Source organism: Streptomyces sp. NPDC091416, from assembly GCF_044756845.1.
Lineage (GTDB): Bacteria > Actinomycetota > Actinomycetes > Streptomycetales > Streptomycetaceae > Streptomyces.
In genome coordinates this window covers 517,190-532,895 of sequence record NZ_JBIVTU010000005.1, presented here as the reverse complement: position 1 = coordinate 532,895, position 15,706 = coordinate 517,190, and the positions used below count along the sequence as shown (strand labels likewise).

The window sequence follows — 15,706 nt, the reverse complement described above, 5'->3', positions numbered from 1 at the left end:
CGCCATGCCCGTTCCCGCCGATCCCACCCGTCTCCACCCGATGCCGGGCCAGCCGCGGGTGGTGCTGCTCAAACCCCTGGTCACGCCCCCGCTGATCGAGGTCGGGGAGTACTCCTCCTACGACGACCCCGACGACGCGACCGCCTTCGAGACACGCAACGTGCTGTACCACTACGGGCCGGAGAAGCTGATCATCGGCAAGTTCTGCGCCCTGGGTACGGGGGTGCGGTTCCTCATGAACGGCGCCAACCACCGTATGGACGGCCCTTCGACGTTTCCGTTTCCCACCATGGGCGGCTCCTGGGCGGACCACTTCGACCTGCTCACCGGCCTGCCCAGCCGAGGCGACACCGTCGTCGGCAACGATGTCTGGTCCGGCCACAGCACGACCGTGATGCCCGGCGTACGCATCGGACACGGCGCGATCATCGCCAGCGGCTCGGTCGTCACGAATGACGTGCCGGACTACGGCATCGTCGGCGGCAACCCGGCCCGCCTCATCCGCACCCGCTACAGCGCCCCGGACATCGCCCGGCTGCTCGCCCTGGCCTGGTGGGACTGGCCCGCGGAGCACATCGGCGCGCACATTCCGACGCTCATGTCCGGCAGCGTGGAGGAGCTCCGGAAGGCCGCGCCCTCCCCCCGCACCCCCTGATCCCCGCACCCGCCCGCGTCACCGTCACGTCCCGAGGAGTGCCCCCGCCATGCCCGCCGCCACCGATGAAACCCCCCTCGCCGACTGGCTCGAAGGCCAGGCCGTCCCCCTCGTTCACCTCGACCCGGCGGCGCCGCTGGATGACCTGGAACCGCTGCGCGACATGCTCGACGGGGTCCGCGTGATCGCCGTCGGCGAGCATTCCCACTTCATCCGCGAGTTCGCGGCCCTGCGACAACGCGTCCTGCGATTCCTGGTCGAACGCTGTGGCTTCACCGTCCTGGCCTTCGAATACGGCTTCGCCGAGGCCCTCCCCCTCGACGCATGGGCCCGCGGCACCGGAGCGGACGGGGATCTGGCCGGGCTCCTGGCCGACGCGGTCCCCATCGGGCTCCGGGAGCCGGCTCGCTATCTCCGCCAGCACAACCGCAGCGCCGCGGAGCCGGTCCGCTTCGCGGGAATCGACATCCCGGCCGCCGGCGGCTCGCTGCTTCCCGCCCTGGCGCCGGTGGCCGACTACCTCCGCCGCGTCGACCCGGAGTCCCTGCCGATGCTCCGGAGCGCGACCACGATCGCCGCGTCCTTCGCCGGGGGGTCGGCGGCGGTCGCCGCGCCCGCCTGGGCACGTCTGGCCACCACCGACCAGGACACCCTCAGCGCTCTCCTTGCACGGCTGCTCATCCGGTTCCGTTCCCTGAGACCGCTGTACCTGTCCCGGGCAGACCGCCACGGCTACGACACCGCCTTGCGCTGCCTGGAGACCGCCTGCCACGGCGACTACACCTTCCGCGCCATGGCCGCCCTCTTCGCCGGGGGCGGGCTCACGGCCGACACGTCCGCCCGCGATCTGTGCATGGCGGAGTCACTGCTGTGGCACCTCGACCGGCTCGGACCCACGGCCCGCGTCGTCCTCATGGCGCACAACGCCCACATCCAGCGGAAGCCGGTCGCCTTCGACGGCCGCCTCACCGGGCTGCCCATGGGGCAGCACCTCCATCACGCCCTCGGTGACTCCTACTTCGCCCTCGGCCTGACCAGCATCGCGGGCCACACCGCCGACATGCGTCGCGACGAGTCGGCCCGCCACGGATTCACCCTCCACGACTCCCCGTTGAACCCGCCCGTGCCGGGAAGCGTCGAAGCGGCCTTCGCCCGGGCGGGGCTCGGCCTCGCGCTCGCCGATCTGCGCCGGGCCCGGGCCGAGCGCGTCAGCAGCCCTGACCGCATCCGTATGCAGGGAATCGACCAGCACACCCCGGTCGTCGACGCGTTCGACGGCATCCTCTGCACTCCCGCCTCCACCCCCGACGACCTGGAGAAGCCATGACCAGCAGATTCACCGAACTCGTCATCGACTGCCACGATCCGCAGGCACTCGCCGCCTTCTGGTGCCAGGTCCTGGACTTCACCGTCCTCGACAGCAGCGAGGACAAGGTCGAGATCGGCTCCTGGGAACCGACCGCCGAAGCCGTGCGGGCCGGCCAGATGGCACCGACCATGATGTTCATCCGGGTGCCCGAGAGGAAGACGGCGAAGAACCGGCTCCACCTGGACGTGAGCCCCATCGACACCGGCACGGAGGCCGAAGTCGCCAGACTGCTCGGCCTCGGCGCCACCAGAGTGGATGTGGGCCAAGGCCCCGCCCGCAGCTGGACCGTCATGGCCGACCCCGAAGGCAACGAATTCGACGTCGTGCGCTCCCTGGCACCCGCCGGCCACACCGCCCCGGCTCCGTAGCAGGCATGCGGCACACATGACGGGCCCGTGGCGGACGCGTCTTCCCTCCGACGCGGACGGCGGTCCCCACCGCGCCGACCGGGGGCCGTCGTCGCCGGCCGGCTCCATGGACTCCTCCAGCGGCCGGACACTGCCGCCGCATCGATCGGCTGACCGCACGGCTCCCGCCACAGCCGGGGCTGTCAGGGCGTGTGCCCCGCCCCCCTGCCAGTGAGCCTTTCCAACCTGACGGCGCAGGCGCGTGGACGGGCGGCTGAAGTCCGGGGCGTGGACGAGGACGAGCAGATCGCGGTGGCGGGAGAACTGCGGCCGCCGGTCAGTCGTCCTGCACTTCGCCCTGGGCGATCTCTACGGTGTGATGCAGACTCACGAGCCCGGCAGCGGCTCCCCCACCACTTGCGGCCGAGCAGGCAAGCAGCAGGCCGGCTGCCGCGACTGCCAGCCTGCGAGAAGTCGCCGCCGGCTGGAGCAGGGCTTTCACACGCTGAGGCACGGGTCCGCCCGCGGCTCCCGCTGCGAAGACGGGCCGAGCGGAGCTGCCGGCATTCCTGGCAAGGGCTGCGCGACCGATGGCGCGCGCTGTCAGGCGGCGGTCACCGACCGCGGTCGCGGCGGTTTCGTCAGCGACACGCTCGACGGCCAGGCCGATGGCATCGCGCAGTCCGCCCATGGCGGGATGGCAGCGGGTGGCGAGCTCGCCCGCGGCGAGGAAGTAGTGGTGGCGGCCGGCCAGATGGGCCCGTTCGTGCGCGAGGAGGGCCTCTCGCTCGGGTCCGTCCAAAGTACGCAGCATGCCGGAGGTCACCACGACGCGCCCCGGGCTCCCGGGAAGGGCGTAGGCGTCGGGTTCGGGGCTGTCCAGGACACTGAGGTCTCCCGCAGAGGGCGCGTCGCGCAACTGCGCGTGCGCGGCGCGGTACTGGCGGAGCTGACGCAGCGCCGCCCGGGCCACGGCGCGAGCGCAGACGAGCAGCGCCCCGACGGCGAGCGCGATGACCGGGTAGGCGACCACGGCGGGCGCCAGGTTCAGGGGGTGGATCAGGTGGCCCAGGCGGGCCGGGGCGGACATGGTGAGCGTGCCGGCGAGAAGCAGGCCGCCGAGTGCCGCGAGCCGGCACGCCGCCAGCACACACGCGGTCGCGGTCAGGGCCCACATCGCAGCCGCAGGTCTCTGGCGGGGGCCTGCCCAACGGACGAGCACCGGTGCCGCGAGTGGCATCAGCAGCGGCACGATCAGGGCGGTGATCACTGCCCGTCACCGCGTCCCAGAAGGTCGCGCAGTATGCGTTCGTCCTCGGGATCCAGATCGGAGACGAACCGGGCGAGCACGGTCTGGCGATCGTGATCCTTGTCGAGCTCGTGGTGCATGCGCTGAGCGGTCAGGCCGTGGGCGTCCCGGACGGGGAAGTAGGCGAATCCACGACCGGAACGTTCCCGGCCGACGGCCCCCTTCGCGAAGAGGCGGGACAGGGCCGTCGTCACGGTCGTGCGGGCCAGCTCGACCGCCAGGCTGTGCTGAACCTGACCGACGGTCCGGGGACCGTCGGCGGCCCACAGCGTCGCGAGCACGCTCGCCTCCAACTCCCCGGCCGCCCTGCGCTCGGCAGCACCCTCCGCCATGACGTACCCCCATCTCCGGATCGTCTACAGTGCAGTAGACCGTCTACGTCATTGTAGTCGCTCGGTCGTTCCGTCCCGGATACCCCCTGCCCGCATTCAGCGAGAGGCCGCCGCTCATGGCCGTACACGTCATCGCTGCGCCTCCACTCGCGGTGGACCTCCTCGACGCCCAGTCGCCGCTGTCAGCCTTCGGCGTCCCGGGCATCGCGGTGGTGCTGTTCGCCGAGACCGGCCTGCTGACCGGCGACTCCCTGCTCCTCACTTCGGGCCGCCTGCGCGCAGGCGGCCCGAACAGCAGCCGCCACGCCGTTGCCGCCATGGGCTCCGGTCGCTGCGGCGGCCGCCAGGCTCCCGGCGTCCAGCGCGGATACTTCATCGGGCGCCGGGCGGGTGGAGCAGCCCTCTCCCGAAGCCGGTCCGTGCGTCTGCGCGGGGATGTCGAGCGTGCCGGGGAACCACTGGAGCGGTACGGCCACGCCAAGGCGATCGTGCCGGCTCGCTTCGTCCCCGGTCGTACGGGCGGTTCCGAACCCGCTCGCCGGGGCGCCGAACGTCCCCGTCCGGCGGGTCTTCACCCTCCGGCGGACCGCGGGCGGCCCGGTCCGGACGGTCGGCCTGGTACCGGCCGGATACACGCCCTCCGTTCCTCCATCCTCCACGTGGAGCGCGACCTGCTGCCGGTCATCGCCGTGCTCGTCGCTGTGGCCCTGCTCGCGCCCGCGGCCGAACTACTCCGTTCCCGGAGAGCCACCACGCAACGGAATGAGACCTCTTGATGCCCCTCGCCTACGACGGTTCAGCCATCGACGGCCCCGCCTACCTCAAGATCGTCGGCCTTGCCGACCGGGCGCCCGGATGGGTGGACAGCCTGATCACCGACTGGTCGGCCTACGGACTGGGAGTGTTCGCACTGCTGATGCTCGTCGCGTGGTGGCAGGCCCGCCGAGCGGGGACCCCGGCCGTGGTCACCGCGCTGGCGGTCCCCCTGGTCACCGTCCTCGTCTTCTGCGTCGACTCCCTGCTGAAACTCGCCGTCCATGAGGACCGGCCCTGCGACCAACTGCACGTAGCCACCCTCGAAGCCTGCCCCGCACCCGGCGACTGGTCCTTCCCCAGCAACCACGCGGCCCTCGCCGCCGCGGCAGCCTTCGCCCTCCTTCTCGTATCGCGACGGCTCGGTCTCGTCGCCCTGGCCGCAGCGGCTCTGATGGCGGCCTCGCGGGTGTGGGTGGGCGCGCACTACCCGCACGACGTCCTTGCCGGGTTCCTCCTCGGCACCCTGGTCGCCCTCCTCACCACCTGGGCGGTTCGGCGCAAGCAGGGCGCGATTGCCGCGCGGCTGAAGGACGGCCCACTGCGTCCACTGCTGGCCGCCGCGTGACCCGACGCCCGCGCGCACGTTGTGCGGCGGGGTGGCCCCGGCGGCAGCAGGGGCCTTTTCCTGGTCACCGTCGTCGTGCTCGGTGAGACACCCGGGCTGCTGCTGCCCGTCGAAGCGATGCTGCACCACTCAGCGATGGCACCCTGATCCCCACCCGGCGCCGCACCGGAGAGGCCGACCGGCGCGACTGTTCCGGCAAACACCGCCTCGCCAGGCTTCGCCCCGACCCGGCCCACGCCACCCGCCCGGATCCTGCGCGCCCTGCTTGCCCTGAGAACCTCGACCGAACAGCTGACGAAGACGGCACACAAAGTGTTGACGTGCGTCGGGGCGATGGTCCTTCTGATCGGGAGGCCGGCGCCCTACCTTCGCTCCTGTGAACAGGATCTCCGAGGTGGCGAAGCGGCTCATGGTCGGCCGCGCCCTGCGCAGCAGCGAGCTGGGCCAGGCGTTGCTTCCCAAGCGGGTGGCCCTGCCGATCTTCGCTTCGGACCCCTTGTCGTCGGTTGCTTACGCGACGCAGGAGATCCTGGTGGTGCTCACGCTGGGCGGGCTGGCGTATGTGCATTTCACGCCGTGGATCGCGGCTGCGGTCGTCGCGCTGATGACGGTAGTGGTGCTGTCGTACCAGCAGGTCGTGCGCGCCTACCCGAGCGGTGGGGGCTCGTACGAGGTCGTTTCCACGAACCTCGGCGAGAGGGCCGGTCTGGTGGTGGGGGCTGCCCTGCTGGTCGACTACGTGATGACCGTGGCCGTGTCCGTGGCCTCCGGGGTGGACAACATCATCTCCGCCGTCCCCCAGTTGCACGCACAGCGGGTGCCGATGGCGCTGGGCCTCGTAGCGCTCCTCGCGGTGGTGAACCTTCGCGGCGTACGCGAGTCCGGACGGGCCTTCGCCGCGCCGACGTACCTGTTCGTCAGCGGCGTGATCATCATGATCGCCACCGGGCTCTTCCGGTACCTGGTCGGAAATGCGCCGGTCGCCGAGAGCGCCTCGTACGGCATCCGGCCGCAGGAGGGCGACGTGCAACTGGCCGGTGTGGCGCTGGTGCTGCTGGTCCTGCGGGCGTTCTCCAACGGCTGCACGGCGTTGACCGGCGTGGAAGCGATCTCCAACGGCGTTCCCGCCTTCCGCAGGCCGAAGTCACGCAACGCGGCGACCACCCTGGCCGCGATGGGCGTCATCGCGGTCACCATGTTCGCCGGTGTCACCACTCTCGCGATCGTCTCCAAGGTCCACATCGCCGATGACGCCTGCCGGCTCACCGGCCTGGGCGCCGACTGCGCCACCTACCAGCAGCGCACCGTCATCGCCCAGATCGCCGCCGCGGTCTTCGGCGGGGAGAAAAGTGTCGGCTTCTACTACATCCAGGCCGTCACCGCACTCGTCCTGATCCTCGCCGCGAACACCGCCTTCAACGGTTTCCCGCTGCTCTCGTCGGTCCTCGCGCAGCGCCGCTACCTGCCCCGCCAGCTGCACAGCCGGGGGGACAGACTCGCCTTCTCCAACGGCATCGTGGCGCTGGCCGTCACCGCCGGCCTGCTGCTGTGGGGGTTCGAGGCCAGAGTCACGGCCCTGATCCACCTCTACATCCTGGGTGTCTTCACCTCCTTCACCCTCTCGCAGACCGGTATGGTCCGGCACTGGAACCGGGCGCTGTCCACGGCGGGCGACCCCACGCTGCGGCGCCGCCAGCACACTGCCAGGGTCATCAACGCGGTCGGTGCGGTGTTCACCGGTCTGGTCCTGGTGGTGGTCCTGTTCACGAAGTTCCTCGAAGGTGCCTGGCTGGCCGTGCTCGCCGCCGGGGTGCTGTGGCTGCTGATGCGCACCATCCGCGGCCACTACGACCGCACCACCGCCGAGCTGACCAGCACCGACCCGCACACCGACCTCATCTCCCCCTCCCGCGTCCTGGCGATCGTGCTGGTCTCCAGCGTCCACAAACCGGCACTGCGGGCACTGGCCTATGCCCGCGCCTCCAAGCCTGACCGCCTGGAGGCCCTCACCGTCGCCGTCGACCACGAAGAGACACGTGCGCTGGAAGACCAGTGGCAGCGACTCGGCATCGATGTCCCCCTCAAGGTTCTGGACTCCCCCTACCGTGAGGTCACCCGGCCCGTCGTCGACTATGTACGCTCCCTCAGCCGCGAGAGCTCCCGCGACATCCTCGGTGTCTACATTCCCGAGTACGTCGTCGGCCGCTGGTGGGAGAACCTGCTGCACAACCAGTCGGCGCTCCGGATCAAGGCACGCCTTCGCTTCACTCCCGGCGTCATGGTGATCAGCGTGCCCTGGCAGCTCATCTCCTCCGCGCGGGCCGACCGCCACGGTGCGCGCGCGCCGGGCTCCGTCCGCCGAGGCGAACCGACCCGCTGACCGGGAGCCGCCGTCCAGACACCCCGGCGCCGCGCAACTTGCGGGCACAGCGGACCGTCGTTTCACTGGTAAGGAACAGGGAGCGTGGCCGGTGGACAAACCAGTGACCGTGGGCGTGGACGGCTCCCCCTCCAGCATGAAGGCGCTCGACTGGGCCGCCGACGAGGCCGCTCTGCACAGCCGGCCCCTTCGCATCGTGCACGCGTCCGTATGGGAACGCTTCGAAGGCGCCACCCCTGCGGAGGACTTCCCCGAGGGCCTGACCGAGGCCGCCGCACTGGAAGAGATCATCACCGCCGCCGAAACCCGGGCCCGCGGGCGCCGCCCCGAGGTCAGGGTCCGCGCCGAGTTGTTGCCGGGGGAACCCGTCGACGTCCTGGTCCACGCGGGAGAAGACGCCTTCGCGCTGGTCATCGGTCATCGTGGACACCAAGGCCTCCTACGGCACCTGTCCACCGGCTCCGTCGTGTCCGGTGTGGCAGAACGCGCATGGTGCCCCATCGTGGTCGTCGGCGACTGCGCCCCACGGCCCCCATCAGAAGCCCGGCACGTCATCCTCGGTGTCGGGGAGGGAACCGACGCCGGCGCCGCCCAGGTCTCTTTCGCCCTCCACGAAGCGCAGGCCCGTGGTGGCGACCTGGTCGTGGTTCACTCCCTCAGCCGGCAAGAAACGCATCAAGGCTCACCCGACCTCGGCTCCCGTGCGGCCGACGCCCTCCTCAGCACGGCAGTTCCGGACCGGACAGCCGCCGAATGCGGCGTCACGGTGCGCAGACAAGTCGTCGACGGCCCCGCGCACCGTGCCCTGACCCGAGCCGCGCACGTCGCCGACCTGCTCGTTCTCGGAGTCCGGCACCGGCATGGCATGGTGCGTCGTGAACTCGGGCCCACTCACCACGCTGCACTACGCCATTCGCCCTGCCCTGTCGCCCTCGTGAGTACCCCGTGGCCGCCCCCATGAGGACCAGGGACTGTCAACGACAGGTGGAACGCAGGGCGGTGGAGGCGGCCGCAGCGGCTTGGGCGGGCCCCATGCCGACCGACTCCCGAGCGGATCGGACCATGAGGGCCCACCCGGTCACGGCAGGCGGGAACCGGCGGGCCGACCGCTCTGCCGGATGACCTGCTCCGCAGACTGCTGCCCTCGAAGCACGTGAGCACCCCGAACAGCGATCACACCAGCCTTTCGATCTGCGGTTTCCAGTTGATGGAGGCTCAGTCGTCTTCATCGCGTGCAGGCTGTCCGGGGTGCCTCCGGGTGAGTGGTCCTGACGACTGCTCAGTGAACGGGCGGGCGTGAGCGGGGAGAGACAGGGGGCCCGCCGCACTTCCCCCACGGAGATCTTGATGAAGCGCACCACCATGATGGCCACCTGTGCTGCCACCCTGCTCGGCACCGTCCTGACCGGCTGCTCCGACAGCACATCGGCAGAGAGCCACGGACCCACCGCCTCCAGCGCCTCGCCTTCGACGCCGGCCACCGTGGACACGAAGTCCGTGGGCAAGCTCGGCAGCATCCTGGTCGACGACAAGGGCAACACGCTGCACCTCTTCCTCGCAGACAAGAAGAACAAGTCGAACTGCGCGGACGCTTGTGCCGAGGCCTGGCCTCCCTTGCTCACCAAAGGGGCCGCCAAGGTCGGCAAAGGCGTGGACAAGAAGCTGCTGGACGTCACCACGCGTTCCGGCGGGGACAAACAGGTCACGTACAACGGGCACCCTTTGTACTACTACGTCAACGACAAGAAGCCCGGCCAGACAAACGGCCAGGGCCTCGATCAGTTCGGCGCCAAGTGGTATGTCCTGAACACCAAGGGCGACAAGGTCGAAGGCTGAGACGGCGGAGCGGCATGAGCACGCAACGCAACGAAGACGGCGGCAGAAGCCTCGTTCCCGCCGCCGTGCTCGCGGCCCTGGTCCCTGTCGCGGTCGGGTTCGGAATCTACTTCCTCGGAACCCGCCACACGCCGGACTACGGCAACGGACTCTTCGGTACCCACGGCACCGTGGCAGTCGATCTCAAGGCCCGGCTCAGCACCGCGCTGCTCGGCCTCGCCCTCATCCAGCTCTGCATCGCCCTCTGGATGTACGGCCGCGTGCCGGGTGCCCGCTCCGCGCCCCGGCCGGTTCCGCTGGTACACCGAGTGCTCGGGTTCCTCATCCTCCTGTTCTCGCTGCCGATCGCGTATCACTGCGTGATGACCTACGGGATCGAGACGTCATCCCCGCGGGTGGCGATCCACTCCTTCACCGGGTGCGCCCTCTACGGGGCGTTCGCGGCCAAGATCATCATCGTGCGCAGCAGACGCCTGCCCGGCCGGCTGCTTCCGGCGGCGGGCGGAATGCTCGTGCTCGGTGTGGCCCTTCTCTGGTACACCGCCGCCCTCTGGGCCCTGAACGGAGACTCAGTACCGGGCTTTCCCCCGACATGAGCGGTGCCTACGAACCCGGCCGGGCGCACTCTGCCGCAGCCGGGCTCGCGGAACTCCGCCGGGGAGGGATCCCGGACACCCTGCCGACGTGAGCGACGCCGAATCAGGCCTAGGCACCGCTCTACGCTGTTGCGCTCGTTCGTCCGCGCGTGCCGACAGGGCCCCGGAGTGCGGGCAGCCGGTTCAGGCGGTGTGCTGGTGGCGCAGTGGCTGAAGGGGTTCGGGAGCGGCTTCACACAGGGCGACGAGTCCGGTGGACAGGGCCTGACGCGCCTCAGGCGTCATGCGGTTCATGGCCTGGGAAAGCGCGTGCTCGCGGCGACGCCGAATTTCCCGAAGGTGGGCGGAGCCGGCGTCGGTCAGTTCCAGCTGGACTTCGCGGCGGTCCTCGGGACGGGGTGTCCGGCGGAGGAAACCGGCTGCCTGAAGGCGGTCGCAGAGACGGGTGACCGAGGGGGCGGCCACGGCCAGTTGGTGGCGCAGGGCACTGAGGTTGATCCCCGGCTCACGTTGAATGATGTACATCACACGCGTCTGCGCGGTGGAGACGGGAGCGGTGCTGAGGACATCGCGGCTGCGCTCCCAGGCGATTTCGAGCAGTTCCAGGGCCTGGGTCACCTCCGACAGGGCGCCGGGCACCTGCGGGTGGAGGGCGGAGGGGTCCTCGCGCATGTGACACTCCCGTTGGACTTGTGCCCGTTTCGGCCGGTCGATATGAGCAGGCTCACGAATAAAGATATGCCAAGGGAAGCAGGACCAGCAGCGGTGGAGAGACCCAGTGCAGTCGAGCGCGCTCTACGTGAGGCCGCGCCGCATGAGATTTTCGACGTGCTCCGCGCCCTGATCGAACGCCGCCATCAAGCCGTGGCGGTGGAGCTTCTGATGGCCGACTACGCCATGACACGACTGCAACCGGTCAGCGTCCTGCCACAGACCCGTGAACCCCTGTCGGTGTACGACACCGACGCAGGCCGTGCCTTCGGCGCCCAGGAGCCGTACTGCGTTCAGGACGAACCTCTCGCCGCCGCAACGGTTCATCTTCCTGTCAGCGTCCGGGGCGACCGGCTCGGAGTGCTGAGCGTCACACTGCCCGCCGGCAGCGATGAAGTGGCGGCCGATACGATAGAAGATCTTCAGGAGTGCGCGAGTGCGCTGGCGCACGAGGTCGTCGTTGCCGAGCGGGACACCGATCTGTTCCTCCAGGCCCGCCGGGCCGAGCGGCTGACTCTGGCTGCCGAGATGCAGTGGCAGCTCCTGCCGGGGCGGTCGTGCTCCCGGACCGAGTACAGCCTCGGTGCCCAGCTCGAGCCCGCTTATGCGATCTTCGGGGACAGCTTCGACTGGTCGGCCGCTGCGGACGACCTCACCCTGACGGTCAGCAACGGCATGGGCGAAGGCATCGACGCCGCCCTGCTCACCAACCTCGCCGTCAACGCACTGCGCAATGCCCGCCGAGCAGGGCTGAGCCTGGCGGACCAGGCGTTCCTGGCCGACCAGGCCGTCTACGGCCAGCACCAGGGGCGGCAGTTCCTGTCCACCCTGCTGCTCCGCTTCCACCTGCCGACCGGAGACGTGGAGATCATCGACGCCGGGTCGCCCCGCATCTGGCGGTTGCGCAAGGGGGTTGTAGAGCCGATCGAGCTCGACGCCCAGATGCCCCTGGGGATGTTCGAGGACACGTCCTACGCCTCGCAGCACTTCACGGTCGAGCCCGGGGACCGGCTGCTTTTCATCAGCGACGGCGTCTATGACGCCTTGTCGCCCGCCGGCGAGCGGTACAGCCTCCACGCGCTGGCCAAGGCGATCACCAGCACACGCCTGCTCCCCGCGTCACAGGTCCCGAGAACGATGCTGCAGGAACTGCTGGGGCACCGCGGTGCGGGCCCTGCCGCGGATGATTCCCTGGTCGTCTGCCTGGACTGGCACGGCCGCCCGGCCACGCACCGGCTCTGACACAGGGATCGAAATCTTCCCAAAACGGGCTTTCCTTACGTAGTTCCAGGAATCCGTCCGGGGTGACGAGATCGCGGGGCAGACGGAGTGCCGGACGTGGGGCACCCTCAGAACGTCCGGGGCGGGGGCGGGTTGCCATGAGGGACACGCCTGCGAGATGGTTGCCGAAAGGTAAGTATTTTCTTCCAGGTGGAAGGTGGTGCGGCTCGCCACAGGCGAGTCCCCCCTCATGGCCCCTATCAAGGGAAACTCCGTTACGAAGACTGAAGAGCATCTGGCGTCCGACGCGTGGGGCATGGCCCCGTATCCCGTGATCGAGGCACACGCGGATGGCACCGTCGTCGAAATGAACCCTGCGGCCTCGCACCTCCTCGCGGGCGCGCTGCCGGGGGCCGTCATGGCAGACCTGGTTCCGGCCTGGCTCGCCAGGGCCCACCACGAGGCGGGCCTCCGCATCATGCTTCCGGCCCATGCCCCCCAGCACGGCGGCGCGCTGCCGTCGGTGTCGGGGCAGATCGAAGCGCAGAGCTTCGTGGCGCATCCCACCCGGGGGCAGGACGGCAATGTGGTGTGGTGGCTCGTCGAGGACACCGGCCGGCGCCTCGCCGAAGAGGCGTTGGCCACCGAGCGCGAACGCACCACGTTCCTCTCGGAGGCGTCCAATGTGCTGCTGGCTTCTCTGAACACCGACCGGTGCATGACGGCCACCGCACAGCTCGCCGCTCAGTATCTTGCGGATGCGGCGGTCGTCGTGGCACCGGCGAGGGGTCACAAGCTGCCCGTCGCCCATGCCACCGCGGGCCAGGAGGCCACCCGCAGTCTGATCGTGGTCGATCCGTCGCAGCTGCCCGGTCTGACGGAGGCTTTGCAGGGGTTTCCGCCCGTACCCTCGCGGTGGCTCGACCCCGGGACGCTGCCCGAGTGGGTCACTCCCCCGGGGCACACCGGGGAGATCGGGTCGGTCGTCATCACCCCGCTGCCCGGCCACGGCGTTCCGGCAGGTGCGCTGATCCTGCTGCGCGGCAGTGCGCGGTTCACGGAGGACGAGGAGAGCTTCGCCCGGCTGTTCGCCGCCCGGGCAGGTGCCGCACTGTCAGCCGCCAGGATGTACGCCGAGCAGAGCGACATCACCAGGACACTGATGCGTGATCTGCTGCCGCCGCAACTGCACCGGATCAACGGGGTCGAGTTCGCGGGCGGCTACCGTCCGGCCGGAGCGACCGAGCGCGTCGGGGGCGACTTCTACGACGTCCACCCGGGCAGCACCGACGCCGAGGCTTCACTCGTGGTCCTGGGTGACGTCTGCGGCAAGGGCCTGGACGCAGCCGTACTGACCGGCAAGATCCGCAACACCCTGCAGGCCCTCGTCCCGATGGCCGACGATCACCAGCGGATGCTTCAGCTCCTCAACGGGGCGCTCCTCAACTCCCATCACGCCCGTTTCGCCACCATGGTCATGGCCTCGGTCCAGCGTTCGGACAACGTGGTGCGGCTGCGCCTGACCTCGGCCGGCCATTCCCCGCCCCTGGTGGTCCGGACCGACGGCCGGGTCGAGGAGGTCCGGACCCGCGGCACCCTGATCGGAGCCCTTCCCCTCATCGAGTCCCACACCGCGGAAACCACCCTGCAGCCCGGTGAGACCTGCCTGCTCTACACGGACGGGATCACAGAAGCCCGCGGCGGACCGCTCGGCGACGACTTCTTCGGCGAAGAACGCCTGAAGCAGGCACTTTCGGAATGCGCGAACATGCCCAGCGAGGCAGTCGTCGAGCACATCCAGATGCTGGCCTCGCAATGGCTGCGCGACGGCAGCCACGACGACATGGCCGTCGTCGCGATCACCGCGCCCCTGACCAACCACCTGAGTGCGGTGAACGGCCACACCCGGGGCAGGTACACCGCATGACTACATGCGCGACCGCCGACGGCGGCCTCCAGGAACTTCGGGAGCGGTTGTGGGATGCGGCCGTCGATCGCGACGAGTTCGCGGCCACCGGCCTCGTCCTCGCCGCACTGGACAACGGCATGGACGCCGAGTCGGCCCTCCTGGACATCATCGCCCCTGTGCAGATCAGGGTCGGTGCCGAATGGGCCGCCAACCGCATCACCGTCGCGCAGGAACACGCCGCCAGCGCCATAGCCGAGCGCGTCGTCGCCGCCCTCGCCCACCACACCGCCTCCCGCACCACACCGCATCTCGGCCGGGTCACCGTGGCGTGTGTGGAACAGGAGTGGCATGTTCTGCCCGCGCGCCTCCTCTCCGAAGTCCTCACCCTGCGAGGCTGGGAGGTCGACTTCCTCGGCGCTCAGGTCCCCACCCCACACCTCGTCGCCCATCTGCATCACTCCGGTGCGGACGTCGTGGCCCTCTCCTCCTCCCTCCCCACCCGGCTGCCCGCGGCCCACGGCGCGATCACCGCCTGCCAGTCCATCGGCGTACCCGTCCTCGCCGGCGGGGCCGCCTTCGGGCCCACCGGCCGCTATGCCCGTCTGCTCGGCGCCAACGCCTGGGCGCCCGATGCCCGTACCGCCGCACAGCAGCTCGCGGACGGAATCGCCGCGCCCAACCTGGCCGCCGGCCGGCTGCAGATCGATGACCTGCCCCATCTCGCCGACCAGGAGTACACCCTCGTCACCCGGACCCAGGGACAACTCGTCAGGGAGGTCCTCGCACAGATGGAAGGGCGTTTCCCGGCGATGGCCGCCTACAGCGATCAGCAGCGTCGGCGTACCGCCGAGGACATCGCGCACATCGTCGAGTTCCTGACCGTGGCCCTCTACACCGATGACGACGACCTGTTCACCACCTTCATCACCTGGACCGCGGGCATCCTCACCGCACGCCACGTCCCCGCCCAGTCCCTGCACCCGGCCCTGGAGATACTGGGGGCCGAGCTGAAGGAGTTTCCCCGATCCACCCGGTTGCTCGACCGGGCACGCCTCGCCCTGGACGGCACGACGACAGCCGCCGGCCGACATTCCGGAGCTCTCACATGACCGCGACGGCCCGCCCCTCCTTCACCCTCACCGTTGAAGCCGGACCGGACACCGCGCGTCTGCGGCTCGCAGGCGACCTGGACCACGACGGGGGCGACGAACTCCTCCGGCACGCGGAAGACTGCATCGCCGGACAGCCACGTCCACGCGAACTGCTGCTGGAATGCTCCCAGTTGAAAACGTGTGACTCCATGGGCATCTCCATGCTCATCCAGATCCACCGCAGCTCCACAGCGCATGACGTGCGCCTGGGCCTGGAGAACCCTCCGCCGTTCCTGGAGCGGATCCTGCACCTCACCGGAATCCGCCACCTCTTCGCCCCGGACGGCCAGGAACCCCAGCGCGGACAAGCCTCACAGGCACACCCTGACGAGGCACCCGCTCCGGCCGGCAACCAGTTCCACGCCTCCCCGCCTTCCGCACCCATCTCCTGACCACCACAACCGGCCGCGGCGGCGACCGCCGGGAGCCACACCAGCACCCGCGCAGTCCCGGCCGACGCTGTGGCACGCCGCACCGCTGCCGGGGGCCTGCGGGTCCCGCGAGTCCGA

General features: G+C 70.0%; 16 protein-coding genes. 12 read left to right on the top strand and 4 right to left on the bottom strand.

Translation table 11 applies throughout. From position 1 onward, the window contains the following. Positions 1 to 4: 4 nt before the first annotated feature. The 3 genes from ACIQMX_RS18545 to ACIQMX_RS18535 are packed head-to-tail and all read left to right on the top strand — an operon-like array spanning position 5 to position 2,392. Positions 5 to 655 (top strand): CatB-related O-acetyltransferase, encoded by a 651-nt coding sequence (locus ACIQMX_RS18545; protein WP_402479283.1) that lies wholly within the window; start codon positions 5 to 7, stop codon positions 653 to 655. A gap of 49 nt (positions 656 to 704) precedes the next feature. After that, positions 705 to 1,982 carry an erythromycin esterase family protein gene (locus ACIQMX_RS18540; RefSeq protein WP_402479280.1) on the top strand — a complete coding sequence of 426 codons (1,278 nt, stop codon included), beginning with the start codon at positions 705 to 707 and terminating at the stop codon, positions 1,980 to 1,982. Continuing rightward, a complete protein-coding gene (locus ACIQMX_RS18535) occupies positions 1,979 to 2,392 on the top strand; it encodes a VOC family protein (RefSeq protein WP_402479277.1) in 414 nt (137 codons plus the stop codon). The genes ACIQMX_RS18540 and ACIQMX_RS18535 overlap by 4 nt, the downstream gene beginning before the upstream one ends. A gap of 316 nt (positions 2,393 to 2,708) precedes the next feature. Here the strand turns inward: ACIQMX_RS18535 and ACIQMX_RS18530 are convergent, their stop codons facing one another. The 3 genes from ACIQMX_RS18530 to ACIQMX_RS18520 form a co-directional block, all read right to left on the bottom strand. Next, positions 2,709 to 3,641 carry a M56 family metallopeptidase gene (locus tag ACIQMX_RS18530; protein ID WP_402479274.1) on the bottom strand — a complete coding sequence of 311 codons (933 nt, stop codon included), beginning with the start codon at positions 3,639 to 3,641 and terminating at the stop codon, positions 2,709 to 2,711. Then, the gene (locus tag ACIQMX_RS18525) at positions 3,638 to 4,012 is read right to left on the bottom strand and encodes a BlaI/MecI/CopY family transcriptional regulator (protein WP_363076411.1); all 375 of its coding nucleotides are present in this window, start codon (positions 4,010 to 4,012) and stop codon (positions 3,638 to 3,640) included. Before ACIQMX_RS18525 ends, ACIQMX_RS18530 begins: the two co-directional genes overlap by 4 nt. 182 nt (positions 4,013 to 4,194) lie before the next feature. Further along, positions 4,195 to 4,488: a hypothetical protein gene (locus ACIQMX_RS18520; RefSeq protein ID WP_402479272.1), complete on the bottom strand. Its 294-nt coding sequence runs from the start codon at positions 4,486 to 4,488 to the stop codon at positions 4,195 to 4,197. 299 nt (positions 4,489 to 4,787) lie between these two features. Here ACIQMX_RS18520 and ACIQMX_RS18515 point away from each other — a divergent pair, with 299 nt between their 5' ends. From ACIQMX_RS18515 to ACIQMX_RS18495, 5 genes are all read left to right on the top strand, one after another. Beyond that, positions 4,788 to 5,393: a phosphatase PAP2 family protein gene (locus ACIQMX_RS18515; protein ID WP_402479269.1), complete on the top strand. Its 606-nt coding sequence runs from the start codon at positions 4,788 to 4,790 to the stop codon at positions 5,391 to 5,393. A 376-nt stretch (positions 5,394 to 5,769) separates the two neighbouring features. Then, a complete protein-coding gene (locus tag ACIQMX_RS18510; protein WP_363076415.1) occupies positions 5,770 to 7,773 on the top strand; it encodes an APC family permease in 2,004 nt (667 codons plus the stop codon). Positions 7,774 to 7,864: 91 nt separating this feature from the next. Further along, positions 7,865 to 8,734 carry a universal stress protein gene (locus ACIQMX_RS18505; protein ID WP_402479264.1) on the top strand — a complete coding sequence of 290 codons (870 nt, stop codon included), beginning with the start codon at positions 7,865 to 7,867 and terminating at the stop codon, positions 8,732 to 8,734. A 386-nt stretch (positions 8,735 to 9,120) separates the two neighbouring features. Then, entirely contained in the window at positions 9,121 to 9,609 is a 489-nt protein-coding gene (locus ACIQMX_RS18500; RefSeq protein WP_402479261.1) for a hypothetical protein, read from the top strand. A gap of 14 nt (positions 9,610 to 9,623) precedes the next feature. Beyond that, the gene (locus ACIQMX_RS18495) at positions 9,624 to 10,205 is read left to right on the top strand and encodes a DUF6529 family protein (protein WP_363076421.1); all 582 of its coding nucleotides are present in this window, start codon (positions 9,624 to 9,626) and stop codon (positions 10,203 to 10,205) included. A gap of 183 nt (positions 10,206 to 10,388) precedes the next feature. On the opposite strand, the gene ACIQMX_RS18490 is transcribed toward ACIQMX_RS18495, so the two are convergent. Beyond that, on the bottom strand, positions 10,389 to 10,877 hold the full coding sequence (locus ACIQMX_RS18490) for a MarR family winged helix-turn-helix transcriptional regulator (RefSeq protein ID WP_402479258.1): 489 nt from the start codon (positions 10,875 to 10,877) through the stop codon (positions 10,389 to 10,391). Between the two features lie 93 nt (positions 10,878 to 10,970). Between ACIQMX_RS18490 and ACIQMX_RS18485 the strand changes: the two genes are divergently transcribed. The 4 genes from ACIQMX_RS18485 to ACIQMX_RS18470 all read left to right on the top strand — a co-directional run bounded on the left by ACIQMX_RS18485 (position 10,971) and on the right by ACIQMX_RS18470 (position 15,589). After that, the gene (locus tag ACIQMX_RS18485) at positions 10,971 to 12,158 is read left to right on the top strand and encodes a PP2C family protein-serine/threonine phosphatase (RefSeq protein ID WP_402479255.1); all 1,188 of its coding nucleotides are present in this window, start codon (positions 10,971 to 10,973) and stop codon (positions 12,156 to 12,158) included. 229 nt (positions 12,159 to 12,387) lie between these two features. Further along, positions 12,388 to 14,064: a SpoIIE family protein phosphatase gene (locus ACIQMX_RS18480; RefSeq protein ID WP_402479252.1), complete on the top strand. Its 1,677-nt coding sequence runs from the start codon at positions 12,388 to 12,390 to the stop codon at positions 14,062 to 14,064. Beyond that, a complete protein-coding gene (locus ACIQMX_RS18475) occupies positions 14,061 to 15,155 on the top strand; it encodes a B12-binding domain-containing protein (protein WP_402479249.1) in 1,095 nt (364 codons plus the stop codon). Before ACIQMX_RS18480 ends, ACIQMX_RS18475 begins: the two co-directional genes overlap by 4 nt. After that, on the top strand, positions 15,152 to 15,589 hold the full coding sequence (locus ACIQMX_RS18470; protein ID WP_402479246.1) for an STAS domain-containing protein: 438 nt from the start codon (positions 15,152 to 15,154) through the stop codon (positions 15,587 to 15,589). The genes ACIQMX_RS18475 and ACIQMX_RS18470 overlap by 4 nt, the downstream gene beginning before the upstream one ends. Positions 15,590 to 15,706 lie beyond the last annotated feature (117 nt).